General features: G+C 39.5%; 18 protein-coding genes. 11 read left to right on the top strand and 7 right to left on the bottom strand.

Going from position 1 to position 20,358, the window contains the following annotated elements:
* Positions 1-35 precede the first annotated feature (35 nt).
* On the bottom strand, positions 36-1,397 hold the full coding sequence (locus ABD985_RS08000; protein WP_345370731.1) for a sugar MFS transporter: 1,362 nt from the start codon (positions 1,395-1,397) through the stop codon (positions 36-38).
* Positions 1,398-1,856: 459 nt separating this feature from the next.
* Here ABD985_RS08000 and tatA point away from each other — a divergent pair, with 459 nt between their 5' ends.
* The 4 genes from tatA to tyrS all read left to right on the top strand — a co-directional run bounded on the left by tatA (position 1,857) and on the right by tyrS (position 7,336).
* A complete protein-coding gene (gene tatA / locus ABD985_RS08005) occupies positions 1,857-2,072 on the top strand; it encodes a twin-arginine translocase TatA/TatE family subunit (RefSeq protein WP_345370732.1) in 216 nt (71 codons plus the stop codon).
* A gap of 248 nt (positions 2,073-2,320) precedes the next feature.
* Positions 2,321-3,745 (top strand): Asp-tRNA(Asn)/Glu-tRNA(Gln) amidotransferase subunit GatA, encoded by a 1,425-nt coding sequence (gatA, locus tag ABD985_RS08010; RefSeq protein ID WP_345370734.1) that lies wholly within the window; start codon positions 2,321-2,323, stop codon positions 3,743-3,745.
* Positions 3,746-4,168: 423 nt separating this feature from the next.
* Complete coding sequence (locus ABD985_RS08015; protein WP_345370736.1) at positions 4,169-5,860, top strand: lytic transglycosylase domain-containing protein; 1,692 nt, start codon at positions 4,169-4,171, stop codon at positions 5,858-5,860.
* A gap of 183 nt (positions 5,861-6,043) precedes the next feature.
* A complete protein-coding gene (tyrS, locus tag ABD985_RS08020; protein ID WP_345370738.1) occupies positions 6,044-7,336 on the top strand; it encodes a tyrosine--tRNA ligase in 1,293 nt (430 codons plus the stop codon).
* A 251-nt stretch (positions 7,337-7,587) separates the two neighbouring features.
* Here tyrS and ABD985_RS08025 read toward each other — a convergent pair whose 3' ends face one another.
* The 3 genes from ABD985_RS08025 to sdaAA all read right to left on the bottom strand — a co-directional run bounded on the left by ABD985_RS08025 (position 7,588) and on the right by sdaAA (position 10,597).
* Complete coding sequence (locus ABD985_RS08025; protein WP_345370739.1) at positions 7,588-8,550, bottom strand: DMT family transporter; 963 nt, start codon at positions 8,548-8,550, stop codon at positions 7,588-7,590.
* A 276-nt stretch (positions 8,551-8,826) separates the two neighbouring features.
* Positions 8,827-9,456 carry a toxin-antitoxin system YwqK family antitoxin gene (locus tag ABD985_RS08030; protein WP_345370741.1) on the bottom strand — a complete coding sequence of 210 codons (630 nt, stop codon included), beginning with the start codon at positions 9,454-9,456 and terminating at the stop codon, positions 8,827-8,829.
* 226 nt (positions 9,457-9,682) lie between these two features.
* Positions 9,683-10,597 (bottom strand): L-serine ammonia-lyase, iron-sulfur-dependent, subunit alpha, encoded by a 915-nt coding sequence (gene sdaAA, locus ABD985_RS08035; protein WP_345370743.1) that lies wholly within the window; start codon positions 10,595-10,597, stop codon positions 9,683-9,685.
* A gap of 412 nt (positions 10,598-11,009) precedes the next feature.
* Between sdaAA and ABD985_RS08040 the strand changes: the two genes are divergently transcribed.
* Both ABD985_RS08040 and ABD985_RS08045 read left to right on the top strand, forming a co-directional pair.
* Positions 11,010-11,465, top strand: a complete 456-nt coding sequence (locus ABD985_RS08040; protein ID WP_345370744.1) for an NADH-quinone oxidoreductase subunit A — start codon at positions 11,010-11,012, stop codon at positions 11,463-11,465.
* Between the two features lie 45 nt (positions 11,466-11,510).
* Positions 11,511-12,983 (top strand): right-handed parallel beta-helix repeat-containing protein, encoded by a 1,473-nt coding sequence (locus tag ABD985_RS08045; protein ID WP_345370745.1) that lies wholly within the window; start codon positions 11,511-11,513, stop codon positions 12,981-12,983.
* 101 nt (positions 12,984-13,084) lie between these two features.
* Here ABD985_RS08045 and ABD985_RS08050 read toward each other — a convergent pair whose 3' ends face one another.
* On the bottom strand, positions 13,085-13,921 hold the full coding sequence (locus ABD985_RS08050) for an SPFH domain-containing protein (RefSeq protein ID WP_345370747.1): 837 nt from the start codon (positions 13,919-13,921) through the stop codon (positions 13,085-13,087).
* 216 nt (positions 13,922-14,137) lie between these two features.
* Entirely contained in the window at positions 14,138-14,698 is a 561-nt protein-coding gene (gene pth / locus ABD985_RS08055) for an aminoacyl-tRNA hydrolase (RefSeq protein ID WP_345370748.1), read from the bottom strand.
* Positions 14,699-14,785: 87 nt separating this feature from the next.
* Here pth and ABD985_RS08060 point away from each other — a divergent pair, with 87 nt between their 5' ends.
* From ABD985_RS08060 to ABD985_RS08080, 5 genes are all read left to right on the top strand, one after another.
* A complete protein-coding gene (locus ABD985_RS08060) occupies positions 14,786-15,553 on the top strand; it encodes a DUF547 domain-containing protein (RefSeq protein WP_345370750.1) in 768 nt (255 codons plus the stop codon).
* Between the two features lie 261 nt (positions 15,554-15,814).
* Complete coding sequence (locus ABD985_RS08065; RefSeq protein ID WP_345370752.1) at positions 15,815-16,678, top strand: hypothetical protein; 864 nt, start codon at positions 15,815-15,817, stop codon at positions 16,676-16,678.
* Positions 16,679-16,986: 308 nt separating this feature from the next.
* On the top strand, positions 16,987-17,817 hold the full coding sequence (locus ABD985_RS08070) for a GWxTD domain-containing protein (protein ID WP_345370753.1): 831 nt from the start codon (positions 16,987-16,989) through the stop codon (positions 17,815-17,817).
* A 75-nt stretch (positions 17,818-17,892) separates the two neighbouring features.
* Positions 17,893-18,681, top strand: coding sequence for a 23S rRNA (guanosine(2251)-2'-O)-methyltransferase RlmB (rlmB, locus tag ABD985_RS08075; protein ID WP_345370754.1), 789 nt, complete (start codon positions 17,893-17,895; stop codon positions 18,679-18,681).
* Between the two features lie 14 nt (positions 18,682-18,695).
* Positions 18,696-19,703, top strand: a complete 1,008-nt coding sequence (locus ABD985_RS08080; protein WP_345370755.1) for a glycosyltransferase family 9 protein — start codon at positions 18,696-18,698, stop codon at positions 19,701-19,703.
* Between the two features lie 174 nt (positions 19,704-19,877).
* Here ABD985_RS08080 and ABD985_RS08085 read toward each other — a convergent pair whose 3' ends face one another.
* Positions 19,878-20,162: a hypothetical protein gene (locus tag ABD985_RS08085; RefSeq protein ID WP_345370756.1), complete on the bottom strand. Its 285-nt coding sequence runs from the start codon at positions 20,160-20,162 to the stop codon at positions 19,878-19,880.
* Positions 20,163-20,358: the final 196 nt, after the last annotated feature.

The following is a 20,358-nucleotide window of genomic DNA, read 5'->3' on the forward strand; positions in this document are numbered from 1 at the left end:
ACCAAGTCGTCACCCCTACTTTTACTTCTTACCTTTTACTTTATACCTTTCTTAGTTTTATATCCTTCTACAGCAAAGAAGAATAAATAGGCATAACAGAATAGTGGCAATAAGAAGCTCCATTTAAATCCAATAGATTCTTCCAACATACCTTGAAATAGCGGGATAAAAGCTCCTCCAGCTACCATCGCTACCATAACACCCGATCCTAAACTCGTCAATTTCCCCAATCCTTTGATTCCTAGCGGGAAGATTGATGGCCACATGACAGAGTTAAATAATCCACACAATACCAGGAACAATCCTGCATATGGAATATGTACATCCTCAAAATGTAAGGACACACCTTCTGAGTAATCAAAAATCATTACCAGTACATCTACCCAATTATTCATCGCAAAGCCCGTAAAACTCAAGGCTACCATCAAAAGGGCTCCCGCTGTTACTACACGAAGTAATATTTCAGGACTAATTTTCTGTGTGATCGCACTTCCAATGAATCGTCCAATCATCGCGCTACCCCAGTAATACGCCAATAGGGAAGAAGCGTGTTTCTCTTCGATACCTCCCATTTCAGTAGTTGCTAAGTAAAGAATCAATAGAGAACCAATCGCTACCTCTACGCCTACATAGAAAAAGATAGCTCCTGCTCCAAAGATAAGGTTACGGTGATTAGTCAATTTGTCGTTGACTTCTTCCCCTTCTGCTACTTCAGAGTCAATCTTCGGAAGTTTGATAAAGTAAAGAACGGCTCCAATCGCAATCGTAATCAATGCCAAGATCAAATAAGGCCCCTGTACAGCATCTGCTTTAGCCTGAACTAAGGCTTGCACTGTCTCAAAATCTTCTGCCTTAAATTCTTTTAGAATAAATGCACCTCCTAGAATAGGCCCCAGGAATGTAGCGGTAGAGTTCAATGCCCCTCCAAGGTTCAAACGAGATGCTCCTGTTTCTGCTGGTCCCAATGCAATAATATAAGGATTGATTGCTACCTGAAGTAATGCCAACCCACTACCGATGATAAATAATGCCGTAAGGAACAACCAATACTGTACAAACATCGATGCAGGAATAAATAATAATAATCCTACCCCAATAATGCCTAACGCCAAAGCTAATCCTTTTTTATAGCCAATAGCATTGATAATTTTTCCTGAAGGAATGGACATTACCCCATAAGCACTAAAAAAACAGAACTGAATCAGCATAGCCTGCCAAGTATTCAAGGTAAATACCCCCTTAAGACTCGGAATCAGGACATCATTCAATACTGTGATAAAACCAATCATAAAGAACAGGGTGCTCATAAGAGCCAAAGGAACCATATAGTTCTTCTTTTCTCCTGGCTCAGAAGTAGTCGTTTTGCCTACCTCAACATTTGTTGCGACTTGTGCCATTGTTAAAATGTATGTTTTGTATAAGTGTTAGTTATCTTTTGTTGCCAGTGTATAGAATGATGAAAAAATAAAGACGGTGTTATCGATTCAAAATTGTACTCTGAGCGGTTACAAAATAAGATTTTTGAGAATGTAATTCAAACGCTATCATCACTTCTCTTGTAAAATATACACTTCCTACAATGCTTTTTCATACCTTCAGTAGACGGTTGATAACCGTTGAACCCTTAATTGCTGCTGTTGGTCTAAAAAAAATATTTTTCGCATTACACCATGTTTTTCCCTCCATCTTATATAAAATAGGAAGTCCATATCCTTTTTCATGTCGCCCTTTCCTTTCTTAAACCAAGTCAGACTACTATAAATCAGCTGGTTAAATAATAGGCATTAAGCTTGATTATTTTGTGTTTTCTCAATATTTCAAGTACCTTTGCGGTGCATTTAAATATCGACTAAACTATGGAATTACTTTCAATATTACTTTTCGGATTGCCAGGAGGCCCTGAATGGTTGATCATCATTTTGGTAATTGTCCTGCTATTTGGCGCAAAGCGTATTCCTGAATTGGCTAGAGGTCTAGGAAAAGGTATCAGAGAATTTAACGATGCCAAAAAACAGATTACTGACGAGCTAGAGGAAGGATCGAAAGGCGATAGCAAGGAAAATAAGGCATAAGGAAATTTTAGATGCTCTACCTTGACAGCAAAATATTCCTATCAGAGTAAATTTGTTGTGTAGAAGGGAAGAGACAAATTTCATTTAATAAAGGAGAAGTTTATCTTTGTTTTTGAACATTGGATAGACTTCTTTTTTCCGTTAAATGAGAAGACCAAATATTCTTAGTTTTTGAGGAGCAGAACGATATATTTTTTATGAACAGTGCTTCTGCTTCAATGGTATCATTTTTAATCTTGATTTGAGCTGTGTATTCATCTTACAAAGATATTTCGGCAGCCATTGCTAATGGCGAAACTAGCTGCAAACAACTGGTAGATCACTATCTGAAACAAATTGAAGCCAATAAACACCTGAACGCCTTCCTGGAGGTATATGCTGAAGAAGCACAGCAACGAGCAGAGGAAATCGATGCCAAAATTGCCGCAGGAACAGCAGGCAAGCTTGCTGGAATGGTCGTAGGAATCAAGGACGTTATTGCGCACAAAGACCATGGATTACAGGCTTCCAGTAAAATTCTGGATGGGTTTGTATCACAATTCTCAGCAACCGCTATTGAGCGTCTATTAGCAGAAGATGCTATTATCATCGGACGTCAAAGCTGTGATGAGTTTGCTATGGGATCTTCCAATGAGAACTCTGCCTTTGGCCCTGTTTTAAACAACATAGACAATAGTCGTGTACCGGGAGGTTCTTCTGGAGCTTCTGCAGTAGCAGTATCCGCTGATATGTGTTTGGTGTCTCTGGGATCTGATACTGGTGGATCCGTTAGACAACCTGCAGCATTTACAGGTGTCGTAGGACTTAAGCCTACTTACTCTCGTATCTCAAGATGGGGATTGATTGCTTATGCCTCTTCTTTCGATACCATCGGAGTACTTTCTAAAAATGTTGACGATGCAGCCCTAACACTAGAGGTGATTGCAGGAGCTGATGACAACGATGCCACGGTATCTAAAACACCTGTACCTGCTTACTCTGAAGCGTTAGAATTCGATACAGATAAAAAACTGAAAATCGGATATATCAAGGAAACTGTAGAAAGTGAGCACCTTCGTCCAGAGATTAAAGAGCAAACGTTTGCAAAAATCGAAGCCCTAAAAGCGGCAGGACATGAGGTAGAAGCAATCGAGTTTCCTCTATTGGACTACTTGTTGCCAACCTACTATATCTTGACAACTGCCGAGGCTAGTACTAACCTTTCTCGTTACGACGGAGTTCGTTACGGTATGAGAAGCGAGAATGCTACGGATCTGGAGTCTATGTATAAGCTGACACGTTCCGAAGGATTTGGAGACGAAGTAAAGCGTCGTATCCTATTGGGTACCTTCGTACTGAGTGCAAGCTACTATGACGCATACTTTACAAAGGCTCAAAAAGTAAGAAGGTTGATTAAGGAAGCTTCTGAGAAAATGCTCAGCAACCATGATTTCCTAATCATGCCTACAACAGCCAATACAGCTTTTGAGATCGGAAAGTACAATGAGAACAACATCCTGGAGATGTATCTTGGTGACTTATATACGGTACACGCTAACTTGGCTGGTTTACCAGCGATCTCTGTTCCAAATGGAGTAGATAGCGAAGGACTACCAATTGGTTTGCAAGTAATGGCCAATCGTTTTGAAGAAGAAAAAATGCTTGCCTTTACAAAATACCTTCAGTCTTTGTAATCAGGTAGGCGTATCCGTTCTCTGGAACGTTTAATGGAGGAATATACTCCTTAAAAACGGTCTATTTCTAGCTACGTTAAGCAGCCCGGAAGTAGACTGTTTTTGTATGGCTTGCATCCTACATTGAGTCTGTTGACAGTTATTGATTCAATGAATGTAAAGGTCGCGAATGATCTATCATTGTTTGGAGTTACAAGACTGTGCAAATAGTGCAACTATTAACTAAAATAATCCAGCAGATAATATAAGATTTTGTGCATTTTCTGCCTTATGGAGCAGAATCATTAGCACTTTTGGTACGTGTCTTGTTTTAAGTAACGTGCAAAACCACTATAGAAGAAGAAACTTGTTAATCAAAGAAATTCGATCAAAAGGACATAGCCTATTGCTTTTCCCTTTCAATCAATTTCAAACAAAAAATATATGCGCTCAATAAAAAAATGGCTTGGACTGTGTGTTGGAAGTATACTTGTCACTTCTGCACCTACGATGGCTCAGGAGGAAGAGTTTACTTGGATGGACAGTATTTATACCGTACCACCACCGGTAGGATATGTGATGCCTTTTGATACCATGGATATCATAGAAGCGGCCTCTTCTTCATTCTCTCCCTGGACAGAAGACGCCTTGGACGAATTTGATACGACGGGCGTTTTATCCTCTGAAATGTTGGAGGAAGTATTAATCAACTACGACTATATCCCTGCGGTATCGGATGAGGTGATCAAAGATCGACTTATTGCCTTGGAACAAGACGTTCCATTGAACTACCATGAAAGAGTCAGACGATTCATTGATTTTTTCTCGGTAAAAAGAAGAGCTTATACCTTAACGATTCTACAGCGAAAGAATATTTACTTTCCAATGTTTGATCGCATCTTCAAGGAAGAAGGTGTACCTACAGAGTTGAAATACTTGGCCATTGTAGAATCTGCCTTCAAACCTAGAGCCGTTTCCAGAGTAGGGGCTAGAGGCCTTTGGCAGTTTATGCCTCGTACTGGTCGAGCTTATGGACTAAAACAGGATTCTCATATTGATGAGCGCATGGATCCTGAGCAAGCCACCAGAGCAGCAGCGAAATATCTAAAGTTTTTATATAAATATCATGGTGACTGGGAACTAGCGATTGCAGCCTATAACTGTGGTCCAGGTAACATTCGTAAAGCACAACGTAGAAGTGGAAAATATCATTTCTGGGATATCTACCACAAGCTACCAAGAGAGACACGTTCTTACCTACCACAATTTGTAGCCATGATGTATGTCCTTAATTATGCCGATGAACACAACTTACATCAGGCTGCCCCGGACTATGACATTCCTGCAGCAGAGATTTTTGTCAGCCAATCGGTAGACCTGAAAAAATTAGGAGACCAAATTGGTGTATGTGAGGAAGATCTTCTATTGATGAATCCTAAACTACGTTGGGGGTATGTACCGGGTGGTGTGAAGAACTTTGGGGTAAAGATTCCTGAGTCTCGATATAAAATGTTTGAATCCAACCGAGACAGTATTCTTGCCAAGATAAAGTATACCGGACAAGGAGGGAACTATAAAGATGGTTTCTACTACCATGTTGTTCGACGTGGAGAGTCCTTAGGGCTTATTGCCAGCAGAAACAGGGTAAAACTATGGGAGCTGAAATCATGGAATAACCTGAGAAGCAATACGATTTACCCAGGGCAGAAACTAAAGATTTATGGACAAGGCTATAAAGCTCCTGCTCCAAAATCAACGGCAAGCTCTTCTTCTAGTAGATCATCGGTCACTTCCAGTAAGTATCATACCGTGAGAAGAGGAGATACTGTGGGAGGAATTGCAAGACGCTATGGTATTTCAGCTAGCAATTTGAGAAAATGGAATGGTCTCAATGGTAACTTGATCAAGGCAGGGGAACGCTTAGCTGTCGCTCCTCCTACAAGCAAGTCGTCTACCACAAGTAACGTAACCAAGAAAAGTACTTCAGGTGCTACCAAGTACCATATCGTTAGAAAGGGAGATTCTCTCTGGGAGATTGCCAAGAAAAATGGTGTCACCGTCAGTGAACTGAAAAAGTGGAATAACTTGAAAAGTAACAGCTTGAGACCTGGACAAAAATTAAAGGTTAAGTCTTAAGCACTCTGACAGTCGATCATTCTATTCACAAAAAGGTCACTTTCTCTCTTATGAAAGTGACCTTTTTTATCAATGAAATATTTTGGCAAGAGGCTTACAATTATTCAATTATTGAATTACTCAATTAGTGATTTAATCCTTATCTTGCCTTTTTTAGTACAGAAAAATAACCTTAGAATACAAATGTCTGAGATAAATAAGAACTTGGTGGAAGAATTGAAGTGGAGAGGTATGATCCACGATATGATGCCGGGTACGGAAGAGCAATTTAATAAAGAGATGACTACGGCTTATGTAGGTTTTGACCCTACTGCTGACTCTCTACACGTAGGACACTTAGTGTCTGTTATGATTTTGAGACACCTTCAAAAGGCAGGACACCGTCCATTGGCCGTGATTGGAGGAGCAACAGGAATGATCGGAGACCCATCATTCAAGTCAGACGAACGTGTACTATTGGACGAAAACTCTATTGCAAAGAATATTGCAGGGGTAAAGGTTCAAATGGAAAAGTTCTTGGACTTTGACTGTGGAGACAACTCTGCTAAGATCCTGAATAACTACGATTGGTTAAAGGAATTTAGCTTTATAGATTTCGCTAGAGAAGCTGGAAAGCATATCTCTGTGAACTATATGATGGCCAAAGACTCTGTAAAGAAACGCTTGGAAACAGGACTTTCTTTCACAGAATTTACTTACCAGTTGCTACAAGGATGGGATTTCTACCATTTGTATACTAATGAAAACTGTAAAGTACAGATGGGTGGATCTGATCAGTGGGGTAACATCGTTACCGGTACTGAGCTAGTGCGTCGTAAGGCTAGAGGAGAGGCATTTGCTGTAACTTGTCCATTGATCACTAAATCTGATGGAACCAAGTTCGGTAAAACAGAAAGTGGTGCTGTATGGCTAGACCCAGAAAAAACTTCTCCATACAAGTTCTACCAGTTCTGGTTGAACGTATCTGATGAGGATGCAGAGAAGTATATCAAGATCTTTACCTTCAAAAGCCGTGAAGAGATTGAAGCACTGATCACAGAGCACAAAGAAGCGCCACACTTAAGAGTACTTCAAAAAGCCTTGGCTGAGGATATCACCGAGCGTGTACACAGCAAAGAGGACTTGGATATGGCGATCAAAGCTTCTTCTATCTTGTTTGGCAAGAAAGTAACGGAAGAGCTGAAAGCAATCGACGAGCGTACACTATTGCAAGTGTTTGAAGGAGTACCTCAAGTAGAAATTGCTAAGGATGCTTTAGCTGAGATGGATGCCATTGAACTGCTTTCTTCTGCTACAGAAGGAATGGTATTCCCTTCAAAAGGAGAGGCAAGAAAAATGATCAAAGGTGGCGGAGTAAGTGTCAACAAAGAGAAAATTGCTGACGACGCTATGGCCAAGGACTTTGAGCTTCTGCAAGGAAAATACATCTTGGCTCAGAAAGGGAAGAAAAACTACTTCCTGATTAAGGCCATTTAATTTTTAGGGTAGAATAATTAAGGTTAAATATTTATCCGTCATACTACTAACTGGCTTTGTTGAATCGTTGAATCGTTGAATTTCACCTTTGGTGAGTTGATTCGAGTTGAACTGTTGATTGAGATCTTACTAAAATAGTCAAACAACAATTCAACTCGAATCAACGATTCAACGAGTGAAGTTCAATTCAACGATTCAACAGAGCTAATTAGTAGTATGACGGTTATTTATTCAACCTTAATAACTTTACACTACCTTCTAACCTCAGCAGGTTGCTCAGCCACTTTTAGTGACTTATCTTTTTTAGATCGACTCACCATAAATATACCTATAATCACTACCAATGCCCCTAGTAGTTGAATAATACTTAAACGTTCTCCCAAAAAGATTGCCGATAAAGTAATAGTCGATACAGGACCTATACCTGCAATAATGGACATATTAGAAGCCCCCAAACGCTGTATTGCTTCTGAGATAATATAAGATGGAATTACTGTACAGAAAATACCCATTAATACCCCATATAAGTATACAGGTAACGGTAGATCAAATAAATGTTTGACATCCGCAACAAAGGCATTATGGATAATGACACAGATACAAGCCACAATCATGGCATAGGTCGTGAATGATATACTGCCAATTCGCTTAATCAACTCACCACTTCCCACCAAGTAAGAAGCATAAGTAAATGCGCTCAGAAAAATAAGTCCTGTTCCAAACCAGAAATTCTGGTTTTGGGTAAGGTCCAAATGCTCACTGAAGATAATAAACATCCCTAAGTAGGTAATGACAATCGCCATGGCCTGATAAGGATGAATACGCTGCTTAAGAAAGAGCGCAGAAAGGATCACTACAATGGTTGGATAGACAAACAAGATCAGGCGCTCCAAACTGGCAGAAATATATTTCAACCCCATGAAATCCAGATAAGAAGCCAGATAATACCCTATACAACCCAACAAAACAAGATGAAGATAGTCCACTGGACGAATAGACGTATTAGAGATAGAGTGCTTTTTTCTCTGTTGATACAAGCCTACAAGCGCATAGAGCGGTAATGCGGAAAGCATTCGGATAAGGAGCAAACTGATAGAAGAAACCTCATATTGGTAAGCCAACTTGATAAAGACCGCTTTGGCTGAAAAAAGAATTGCACCACTTAAGGCAAGGAAAATACCACTCGTACGTAACTTGGACAGTTTTTGGTTCATTTGTTTGTTATTAAAATAGAAGGGAATTATATAAATAAAAAAACCTCCTGAGCAGTATTATTAAACTACTCAGGAGGTCTTTTTATCCGGTAAATACCGATAGAAATTTATTGCATACCTCTCCTGAGTACTGTAGTACGTGACCATAGCAGTGATTTCAGGATAAGGACAATATTTCTGATCCTTGTATTCATAAAAGGAAGGTAGATATAATAATTTAATGACAATGAATTAGTTCAGTATTTTTTACTATAAAATCCTACTTATTTACGACTTCTAATAGTATTGGTATTTTCTTCTTTTCCCTCGTTTATACTCATACCATTGCCCTATAGGCTCATCATGATCATAATGCCCTTCGTACTGTAACTGTCCCTTAGGAGTATAGAATCTCCATAATCCTTGTCTTTTCCCTTCAAAAAACTTTCCCTCTTGTTCGGGTGTACCTTTTTCAGTCGCGAAGTACCAAGAACCGTGTGGCACACCATGTTGGTAGTGCCCTTTTTTTTCTATACTTCCATTAGCATAATAAAATATCCATTCTCCTTCATAGACTCCCTGTACATAGCGCCCTTTTTTGTGTAAACGACCATTGGAATGGTAGTAAATAGCTTCTCCATGCAATAGGTCATTTTGCCAGTATTCTATACTCTTAAGCTGTTGATTGGGATAATAGTAACGAACTTCTCCATGCAATTGATCATTCTTATAGGGCAGTTGTGCATTAATTTCTCCACTCGGGTAAAAATATTGCCATGTACCAATTTGCTTAGTCTCTACCAGAAGTCCTTTGGCTTTCAGCTCTCCCGCTTCATAATAAATATAGGTACTGTCCTGTGCCGATAGCCCCAATGAACTTAATAGAAAGAAAAATAGAACAATGATAGATGTTGAGAAGATCTGCATAGAAGGCGGTTATCGGTTATCGGTTATCGGTTATCGGTTATCGGTTATCGGTTATCGGTTATCGGTTATCGGTTATCGGTTATCGGTTATCGGTTATCGGTTATCGGTTATCGGTTATCGGTTATCGGTTAAGAAAGTTATTTACCCCTAAATGACCTACAATACCCTAAGGGCATTTTTTCAATATTTTTTTAAACGATAAGCAATAACCGATAAACCAACAAGACTACTCATAGTCCTCATCAGAGTCTTCAATAATATCTATATCAGAAATCAGTACTTTTTTAGCGATAGCTTGTCCTGTAAGCGTTGCCGCTAATCCGCCCATTGCGGTTTCTTTATAACGATCTTCCATACTGGCACCTACCTCAGCCATAGCATCTACGCATTCATCTACTGGAATAACGCCTCCTACACCTGCCAAAGCAATCTGTGCAGAAGAGTTGGCAATGGCTGCCGCACTAGCATTACGCACAACGCAAGGTACCTCTACCAAGCCTGCAACAGGATCACAAACCAAGCCAAGCATACATTGAATAGTAATGGCTACTGCATTAAATATCTGTTCAATACTTCCCCCTAAACAATAAACAATAGCCGCAGAGGACATGGCTGCAGCCGTACCGGTCTCCGCCTGACATCCACCAACAGCACCAGCTATTCCTGATTTCTTTTCCATGATCAAAGCCACTCCCGCAGCAACCAACATACTCTCTGTCATCGTACGGTCATCAATTCCATGAAGTTCTTGTAAAGTGACCAATACTCCCGGCATAATTCCTGAAGCTCCTGCCGTAGGTGCTGCCACCACCCTGCCCATACAAGAATTTACCTCCTTAGCTGCCAATGCACGGCTAATCAATTTCTGGAACTCAGGAGACAGTACGGTTATATTACTATTGTATACTTTCTTTCCGCCATTATTGATCATCCCTGAACGAGAGCTCATATCTTGTGTCAATCCGGTTTGAACGGCTTCTTTCATGATCTCATAAGCATGCAACAGTTGATGAAAAATTTCATCCTCCGTACGGTTGCGCTCACTCATTTCATAAGTGACAACAGGTTGGAAAATAGGAATCTGCTGCTGTTCACAGCATTGTACCCACTCCTGAAACGATTCAAATAAGATGTTACTCATACTGGTTAGTAGTTCAAGTTTCCCTAGCGATGTGTTGGCACAGGGAAAACCTATCAATTTTTGATTAGTCTATTTGTGTTTACCTACCATAAGACGACTGTCGCTATGGTTGTTATATGTGTTTTGTACTTGAATGGCAATATAGATAATTCTTTTAATCCAATTTACATTCTAGTCAAAAGCTTATTGGCCAATTGATTATCTTAACAATAGCTGTAAACTCAACTGTAGGCGATCACGTGGGAAGCTTCAGACGAAGGGCGACCACATGGGTTCGCCCCTACCTTTTACCTTTTACCTTTTACCTTTTACCTTTTTTTATCCTTATCTTTGGGTAATGCTATTTTTTGAGAAGATAAACCAATTAATAGCCTTTGTAGTTGGTACTTAGATTAATAAGAATATATACCTTATGCTAACAGACTTCGCATTTTTATTATTGTTCCTTTTAGGTGGAGCAGGGTTTGTACTGATGACCTTTACGGTATCCAGACTACTGCGCCCGGATCGTCCCAATGAAGAAAAAGTCACAACCTACGAAAGTGGAGAAGACCCTATCGGCAGTGCTTGGGGACGTTTCAATATTCGTTTTTATGTGATTGCCTTGGTATTTCTACTCTTTGAAGTAGAGATCGCTTTTCTTTTCCCATGGGCTACTGTTTTTGGACAAGAAAAATTAATCGAGGAGACAAATGGTCTTTGGGGCTGGTTTGCCTTGGCTGAGGTTTTCATCTTTGTCCTAATTCTAATTTTAGGACTCGCCTATGTATGGAAGAAAGGCTTTTTGGACTGGGTCAAGCCAGAACAGAAGCAATCGGACTATCAATCCAAAATTCCTGCTTCGGCTTATAAGAAGTTTATGGAATAGTCATTGGACGATCATAAAAGGCTTCTACGTGACTTAAAATAGTGGATGACCACAAGAATCATCCCTACCTTAATTTTAAATGACGGACGACCACAAGGGGCGTCCCTACCTTATACCTCCACCATGCTTCGTTCATTTTTTATTCTATTGTCTGTCATCGTCCTAAGCTGGGCTTGTACTCCTCAAAACGAACTGGTTTCGGGGGATGAAGACTTGCGTTTGAGCTTTTCTCAGGACACCGTTTTTTTTGACACCCTCTTTACCTCTTTACCGAGTACTACCCAACGTTTTAGGATCATCAACCCTAATGAAGGGGCCGTCAATATTGACCGTATCAGTCTTTCTGAAAACTCAGGAGTGTTCTCTATGATCATACACGGAAAAGAGGGGAATACTTTGGAGGATATTTATCTTAGAGGAGGAGATAGTCTTATGGTATTAGTAGAAGCCCGCATTTCTGCTTCCGAGGAAACCTTACCTTTTGTGATAGAGGAACAAGTCGTGGTGGAAGCCAATGGGCACAACAATACCTTATGGTTGCAAGCATGGGGACAAAATGCTTATTTCCACCGTATGGGTGAACGAATTTCATCAGCCGAAATATGGGCAGCAGACCGCCCACATGTAGTGATGGACTCCTTATTTATTGAAGAGACCGGAGCGTTGACTATAGAAAAAGGAAGCAAGATCTACTTCAACAATGATGCTTATATGCTCATTAGAGGCTCCTTAAATGTGGAGGGTACACCACAAGACACGGTGACGTTTCAGCACATCAGAAGAGAAGAAGATTATGATACGATTGCTGGACAATGGCTAGGACTTTACTTTACACCTTCCAGTAAGAATAATCGTATCAGTGGAGCCTACATCAAAAATGCTTACGATGGGGTCTATGTATGGTCCGATGAAATCCCTGAGACTCCTGCTATGATTATTGAGAATACCACCATAGAGAATATGGCCTCCTCAGGAGTGTTTTTAGCAGGCACTTATGCTAAGATTCATAATAGCATTATCAACAACTGTATCGGTTATGTACTAGCTTGTGCCTCTGGAGGGAAATATGAACTGATTCACAATACTATCGCCAACTATAATCACAGCTTTAGAATTGAGCAGCCTACCGTAGGATTTTCTAGTGCTTTTGTTCCCGGACGACAAGAAGATCCTTCTGTACGCTTAGATGATCTCTCCGTAAAGATGGAGAATAATATTATATGGGGTGATTTTGAAGAGATGATTATCCTAATTGAGGCTACCGATTACGGCTTCGATTTTGACGTCAATAACAATATCCTGCGTACTTCTGCAGACAATATTTTTGGAACAGAAAACTTTTATGAGTCTGACCCCGGATTTTATTACCTCCCCTTTGAACAGCAATTCTTCCTGGCGGAAGATGCTTTTGCTAGAGATAAGGGACTTCCTACTGAATTAACAACAGACCGCAGCGGAGAAGTAAGGGATAAAAAGCCTGATTTAGGTGCTTTGGAGTGGCGAATGCTGGAGGAGTAAATTGCTTTGTTCATGATGTTTAGTTGAGGTGGTGTAATATATATCCAAAACAACTAAACATTATGAACGAGCGAAGCTCAATTAAACATTATGAACAAAAGCTATTTTGTTTGCTCATTGATCGCAATAATCAAAGAAGCGATGGCCTTACTTCTTTCGGGTTCACCCAATTGAATCAAACGTTTACTTTCTGCTTTTAAGAACACTTGCTCTGCCAACTCTACAGCAAAAAGATTCTGTTGTTGCCTAACGATTCTAGTTGCTTGTTCTTGATATACTTTCAACATATCAGAAGCAATCTCTGGGGCATAGGAGAGATGTTTCAAGCGAGCATCTGTAATAATAACTCCATGGGCTGCTAGCTTGTCTCCCAATTGCTTTTGCAAAATATTAGCCAGGGCTTGTGTATTGCCTTTCATACTAATCTCTTGTTGATTCCCCATATTGTCAAAAACATAGGTTTCAGCCAATACTCTAAGAATGATATTAGTACTGCTTTCTACTTGTTGGGAAAGATCTTCTACCTCAAAAACAGCTTTAGCGGTATCTCCTATTTTCCAGGTTACGGAAGCCGACACATCTATCGGTAATCCTTTTTTATCATATACCCTAAGGATATCCCCATGAAAAACGCGCTCTTTCATAGAAATACTCTTACGTTGCATAAAAGGATTTGTCCAGTAAAAGCCTTCTTGAAGCACCGTTCCTTTATACTCGCCTAAGAACAATAATAAACGAGCCTCTCCGGGTTGTACTACCATATATCCACGGAAGTATACAAAAAAAGCCAAAAGCAATAACACGCCTGTTCCATCAAAAAAACCAGGGAGTGTTTGCCAGTCTCCTGCCAGAAAAAAAAAGCTTACCACAAGAATACCTGCCTGTAGCATAGCCGCAATCAGCCCTGCTTTTGGGTTCTCTACTTTTTCAATGATCATAGTATTTGCTAAAGTAACAAGGAAAATCGACCAACTGGTATTGAGTCTAAACACTAAGTTTTCTGATAAATATAAAGGTACTACTTCCAAATGGATAAAGGAGGAAGGATAAAGGAATAGAAGCTTTTACAAAATGATTATTTATCCTTCCTTCTTCCTTAAAAGTAGTCCTGACTTATAAGTTTACTTAGTAATCAATCCTCCAGTGTATTCCTCTTATTTGTTGAATTGATTCATGGTATGGGCAATTCCTATCGTACAGAAGGATAAGACCATATCCGCTGATTTATCAATATGTGTGCCTAAATCAATTTGTTCATCCGCCGTAAAAGCCCCCAATACATAATCTACTTGTCTTCCCGTAGGATAATCATTTCCAATTCCGAAGCGCAAACGAGGATATTTATTGGACCCCAGAACTTTCTCAATATCTTTTAGTCCATTATGCCCTGCACTAGATCCTTTTGGACGCATACGTAACGTTCCATAAGGCAAGGCCAAATCATCGACAATCACCAACATATTTTCTGGCTTTATCTTTAGCTCTCTTAACCAATGCCCTGCAGCCTTACCACTAAGGTTCATATAAGTGGTCGGCTTAATGAGATGAATCGTACGGCCTTTATGCTTTATCTCTGTAGAAAAAGCCAAGCGATCTGTTTTCCATGTTGCTCCAAACTTCTCCGCCAATGCGTCCAATACCATAAACCCAATGTTATGACGTGTATCCGCATATTCAGGGCCTATATTACCCAACCCTACAATCAAGTACTTCATAAAATTTGACTTCTCTTATAACAATAGAAGGTGAAAATATATTTAAATATATCGAAACTTCGTTCATCTTAAAAGACAAAAATACATATGAATATCCAAAAATTTATCCCTTTGCTGTCGATCATTTTCACATTCTTCTTTTCGACCTGTTCAGGAGCCGTAGGCAGCTATCCAACATCCACTCCTGTAGATCACTCTTCCTGGAGCAGACTCCTTCAAAAACATGTCCAGGAAAATGGTCGTATCAACTATGAAGGATTTAAAGAAGATGAGCAAGCCTTTCAGGAGTATCTAGACCTTCTCCGAGAAAACCATCCTAATCCTGAAACATGGAATGAAGCAGAACAGCTTGCCTATTGGCTTAATGCCTACAATGCTTTCACCATTGAACTCATCCTCAAAAACTACCCCTTGAAAAGCATCAAGGATATTAACACAGTCAATATTCCTTTCGTACATTCTCCCTGGACTATCAAGTTTATTGAGATTCAAGGAAAAAAATATAGTTTAGACAATATTGAACATGATTTCTTACGTAAAGAATTCGAGGAACCACGCATACATTTTGCCATTGTCTGTGCTTCTATTTCCTGCCCAAATCTGAGGCGTGAGGCTTATACTGCGCAGCAAATCAATCAGCAACTTCAGGAGGAAGCCATTGCATTTATTAATGATCCTTCTAAAAATAAAATTGGTAAAAACGAAGTACAGCTCTCCAAAGTATTTAGTTGGTTCAAAGGAGATTTTACTAAAAATGGGAGCTTGATCAACTTTATTAACCAATACAGTAAAATAAAAATCGAAGAGGGGGCAGAAATCGATTATCTGGATTATAATTGGGCCTTAAATGAATAAATGACCTAGGTTTTATACATTTCAAAGAATCCCCTTTATTTGATCAAGATTTCATTCTGAAACACGGAATGCCTTTCCACAAAGAGCGTCTTGGCACAATATTTAAGGTAAAGTATACTAAAAACCTCACCCTTTCAGTTAATTACCATAAGGGTAAGTCCCTTGATTTACTTACCCTTAAGGCTTTAAGAACCGCGAACTTTTATATATTTTTGCTGCTCAGCCGACAATGGAAATTGTTGCCAAACAAGATAAAGCTTTATGAAACATATCAATTATATTCTTTTTTCACTGACATTTGGCCTATTGTCTTCTACCTTATCCTTGGGTCAAGAAGTCTCGTCTTCTTCTTATGAAGAGGAGACTAACCAACATAGCATTAACCCGATTGAGAACTATCAGGTAATGTCTACCGTATCTCTTTGGATACGTATGAACCTGAGAGCTCCCGGTAATGAAGGCTTTTTCACCGAAGATTATGAGTTATCAAAAGTGATCATTGATGCAGTAAAAAACGATCGTATTTTACCTTATAAGGATGACTCCTTTAAAGAACGTATGAGTAAAGAGGAATTCTTCGCTAAACTACGTATACCTCAGACAGAGTTGGAAAACGATATTGCCAATCAAGCCTCTAATGACATTTTCAATAATGGAACTGCTCTTGCTTTAGAAGAAGAAGATAGCCTTTATGGCCCTCGCAATGTCTATTTAGTGGATGTGAAAATTGAAAGAAAGTTTGATCGTCAAAGAAGCTCCATGTACAATGATATCTTAGGGATGACTTTGATTATTCCTGCTACTGAAACAGGAGAAAGACAAGTAAATATTCCTGTGGGAGCTTTCTCTTACCGAGAGCTATACGAACAAGTTTTCCATCAAAAAAGAAATGGGGCACTTCAGGACAATCCTGAGGCAATCTGGTTCAACAACCGAAACCCTGCTCAAAATCAAAATCTGGGAGATGCCTTCGCTCTAAATTTCTATCAAGGAAGATTATTGAAGTACAGAAGTCCACGTACTGGAGAAATGGTCGATATAGAGGCTGGTGCTAAAGGATACTCTAAAGGTGAGCAAATCAAAGCATGGTTAATTGATCAAGAAAATTTCTTATGGGAATGGTAATCCATAAATTCCCAATTATTAAAATATATCCGTAAATCCTGAGAAGCATCCGCTTTTCAGGATTTTTTTATGGAACATATTTTTTAATTTCCCGTGATCAATTATAAAGAATATGTGTTCTTCCATTAGGTCGAGAATCATATAACGCTTTAGGCTCGTCGTCTTGTCTTATGTTTGCTTATCGCTTATCGTTTATCGTTTAATTATTATTGAGTACTAAACAATAAGCGACGACAAGACTTATTTGAATGCCTATATATGATCACCTACTCTGCTTTCAACGTTTTTAAACTATAAATCACTGTATCATGATACATAAACATCCTCCACTACTCCTGGCTACTCTATGCTGCTTTATACTCCCCTTACATAGCTTCTCCCAATCTTTTTTTATTCAAAGTAATGCACCCTATGTACACTTGGAGGATAGTCTGGTACTAAACCATTTGCAACAGGATAGTTTGTATGCCGTAACGTTCCATAACCGATTCCTCCCTGCCTTACCACCAATGACGACTAGAAGTGCCTCTCAAAATGAGTTTCTGGGAATCGATACCGTTTACAAGATTCCATCCAATGAATGGGTTTATATGTCGAGAGAGGGATTAGTTTTTTTTCAAGAAGATACTGCTGGCATTACAGGAAAAGGAATTATGGTCGTCTCTCCAGACTTTCCTAAATATCGACAGTATGAGGACTTAATCAAGCCTCTACGTTACCTTTCTACCAATAAGGAATGGAATACGCTAGAAATCTCAGGAAGTCCTAAAACAGCCTTCGAGCAGTTTTGGTTGAAAGTGGGACAAACCCCAGACAATGCCAGCGAGCTTATCCGCAGTTTCTACCGAAGAGTAACCTATGCCAACGAAACCTTTAGTACTTACAAAGAAGGATGGAAGACAGATATGGGAATGATTTATATTGTCTTCGGAAAACCAGATCGTATTGAAGACAACGGTACAGAAATCACGTGGCATTATACCAATTCTCCTTACCGAGAAAAAGTGGATTTTTTATTTATAAAAAGGAATAACATTTTCACTGAACATCACTATCAGCTACAAAGAAATAAAGATTACATAAAGCCCTGGAATGAAGCAATCAGGCAATGGCGTATTGGCAATCCACCTTTAGAATAAATATCGTCACCTGTCTCAGATAAAATGTGAAAGTACAAGCAGAAGTCCGTACCTTTGCAAAAAATATGACTACTCATGGAATACAAAAATAAAAAGAGACGATTCAACCAGCCCCCAAGAAAAAAATACTCTTCCAACGAAATGATCTACGGTATTCAACCGGTGTTGGAAGCGCTGGATGCAGGCAAGGAATTTGATAAAATTCTGGTGCTTAGAGAAACGTCCAACGAGCAGTTGGCCGAAATTACTAAGATTGCCAACACACTCAATGTACCTATCTCAAGGGTACCTGAAGAAAAATTAAATCGCATTACAGGAAAAAACCATCAAGGTGTCATTGGATTTATTTCTGCAATACAGTTTGCCTCTTTGGATAATATCATTTCTGAAACGTATCAGGAAGGAAAAATCCCATTTATTCTAGTACTGGATAGAGTAACCGATGTTCGTAACTTCGGAGCGATTGCCCGTACAGCAGAATGTGCCGGAATGCAAGCTGTTGTGATCCCTGCCAAAGGAGCTGCACAAATTGGTAGTGATGCCATGCGTTCTTCTGCAGGAGCATTAAACCATATTTCTGTATGCCGTACAGAAAGCCTGAATCAAACCATCACCTACCTACAGGAGTCTGGACTACAAGTGGTCGGATGTTCCGAAAAAGGAGGCGACACCATTTATGATGTGGACTATACCGTACCAACGGCCATCGTGATGGGTTCGGAGGAAGATGGTATTTCTGACGATATTATCAAACAAGCTGATACTCTGGCCAAGATTCCAATGGGAGGAAAAGTAAGCTCTCTTAACGTATCTGTAGCTGCCGGTATTATTATTTTTGAAGCATTACGACAAAAAAATAGCTGATACAATCGCTGTTTATGAAAAAAATTCTCATTCTAAGGTTCTCTTCCATAGGAGATATCGTACTGACTACTCCTGTGGTAAGAGCCTTGAAAACACAATTGGAAGCCGAAGTCCACTATGTTACTAAAGCCAGTTACAAAGGACTTCTGGAACATAACCCTTATATAGACAAAGTACACTGCCTGGAGGGAAGCCTTAACACATTGGTTAAAGCACTCAAGGAGGAACACTTTGACTATATCATTGATCTACACCACAACCTTCGTACTCGGATCATCAAATGGCGATTGGATGTGCGCTCCTTTTCTTTTGATAAAATCAATCTGGAAAAATGGCTTTATGTCAACCTTAAAGTTGACCGTATGCCCAACGTGCATATTGTAGACCGCTATATGGATACAGCGGCTCCCTTAGGGATAAAAGCCGATAATCTAGGTCTAGATTATTTTATTCCAGAAAAAGATGAAGTAGAAATGGAATGGCTCCCCGAAGCATTTCGGGAAAAATTTGTCGTTTATGGTATTGGGGGACAACATAACACTAAGAAATTGCCTCTCGATAAGATGATTGAACTTTGCGATAAAATCCATCATCCTATCGTGTTATTAGGAGGTCCTGAGGATAAAGAAACAGGAGACGAGCTTATGGATTTTTTCAGTCCAGAAAAGGGAGACCCTTCTTTCAATGAGGGACTTGAGAAGTTGAAAAAAAATAAGTTGATCTTTAACGGATGTGGTAAGTTTAACCTTAATCAGTCTGCCTCTTTGATCAAGCAGTCTTATGCTGTCTTTACCCACGATACCGGGGTAATGCATATCGCGGCAGCTTTTAAGAAACGTATTTTTTCTATTTGGGGAAATACTACTCCTAAGCTGGGTATGTATCCTTATCGTACACAGTTCACGATCTTTGAACGCAATGATCTATCTTGTAGACCTTGCTCTAAAATTGGGTATGACAAATGCCCTAAGGGACACTTTAAGTGTATGAAAGAGCAGGAGTTTGACTTTTACCTGCCTTAATTGTCGTTGAATCGTTGAATTTCACCTTCGGTAAGTTGAATTGAGCTTCGCTCGTTGATTCGAGTTGATATGTTGTATGAGTATAAATATATCCATCAACAGTTCAGCTCAAATCAACGAGTGAAGCTTGCTGCTGAAATTCGAGACGCCGTGTAACGGATTCAACAAATATTGCTATACAAAATTGACGAATATCCAGTACGTCAAGATACTTAAGATAATGACAAAGGACAGACGCATAATGATAGAGCTTCTGTCTTGTGAACGACTTCTGTTTGACGAGAAGCGAATACGCTCACGAATCCCCTCCATCAGCTCCTCACTCTTTTCTCCTTTTAATAAAGCCTCATATTCTTTTTTCTTCTGCTCCCTGCGCTCCTTTGCTTCATCATAGTACATGGGCTCATAGTCAAAGTGCCTATTATCAGGCAGTCTGAACATAAATTTAAATTTTCTCATGGGTGTATATCTTTATATCACTATTCACAAAGATAACAAATTATCATGAATTGGTTACACCGTGCCTTGATGCTAAATAGCCCTCACCTCTTTTTACTTTTATTTAGATATGTTGCTTAATTTTTTTTAAGTTTAATAACAAGCCTAAAATTGACTCCAAGACCTCATTACCTCTGTAACAAGAAGCCCCTTGTGC

The organism is Algivirga pacifica (genome assembly GCF_039543525.1).
In the GTDB taxonomy this organism is placed as follows: Bacteria; Bacteroidota; Bacteroidia; order Cytophagales; family Flammeovirgaceae; genus Algivirga; species Algivirga pacifica.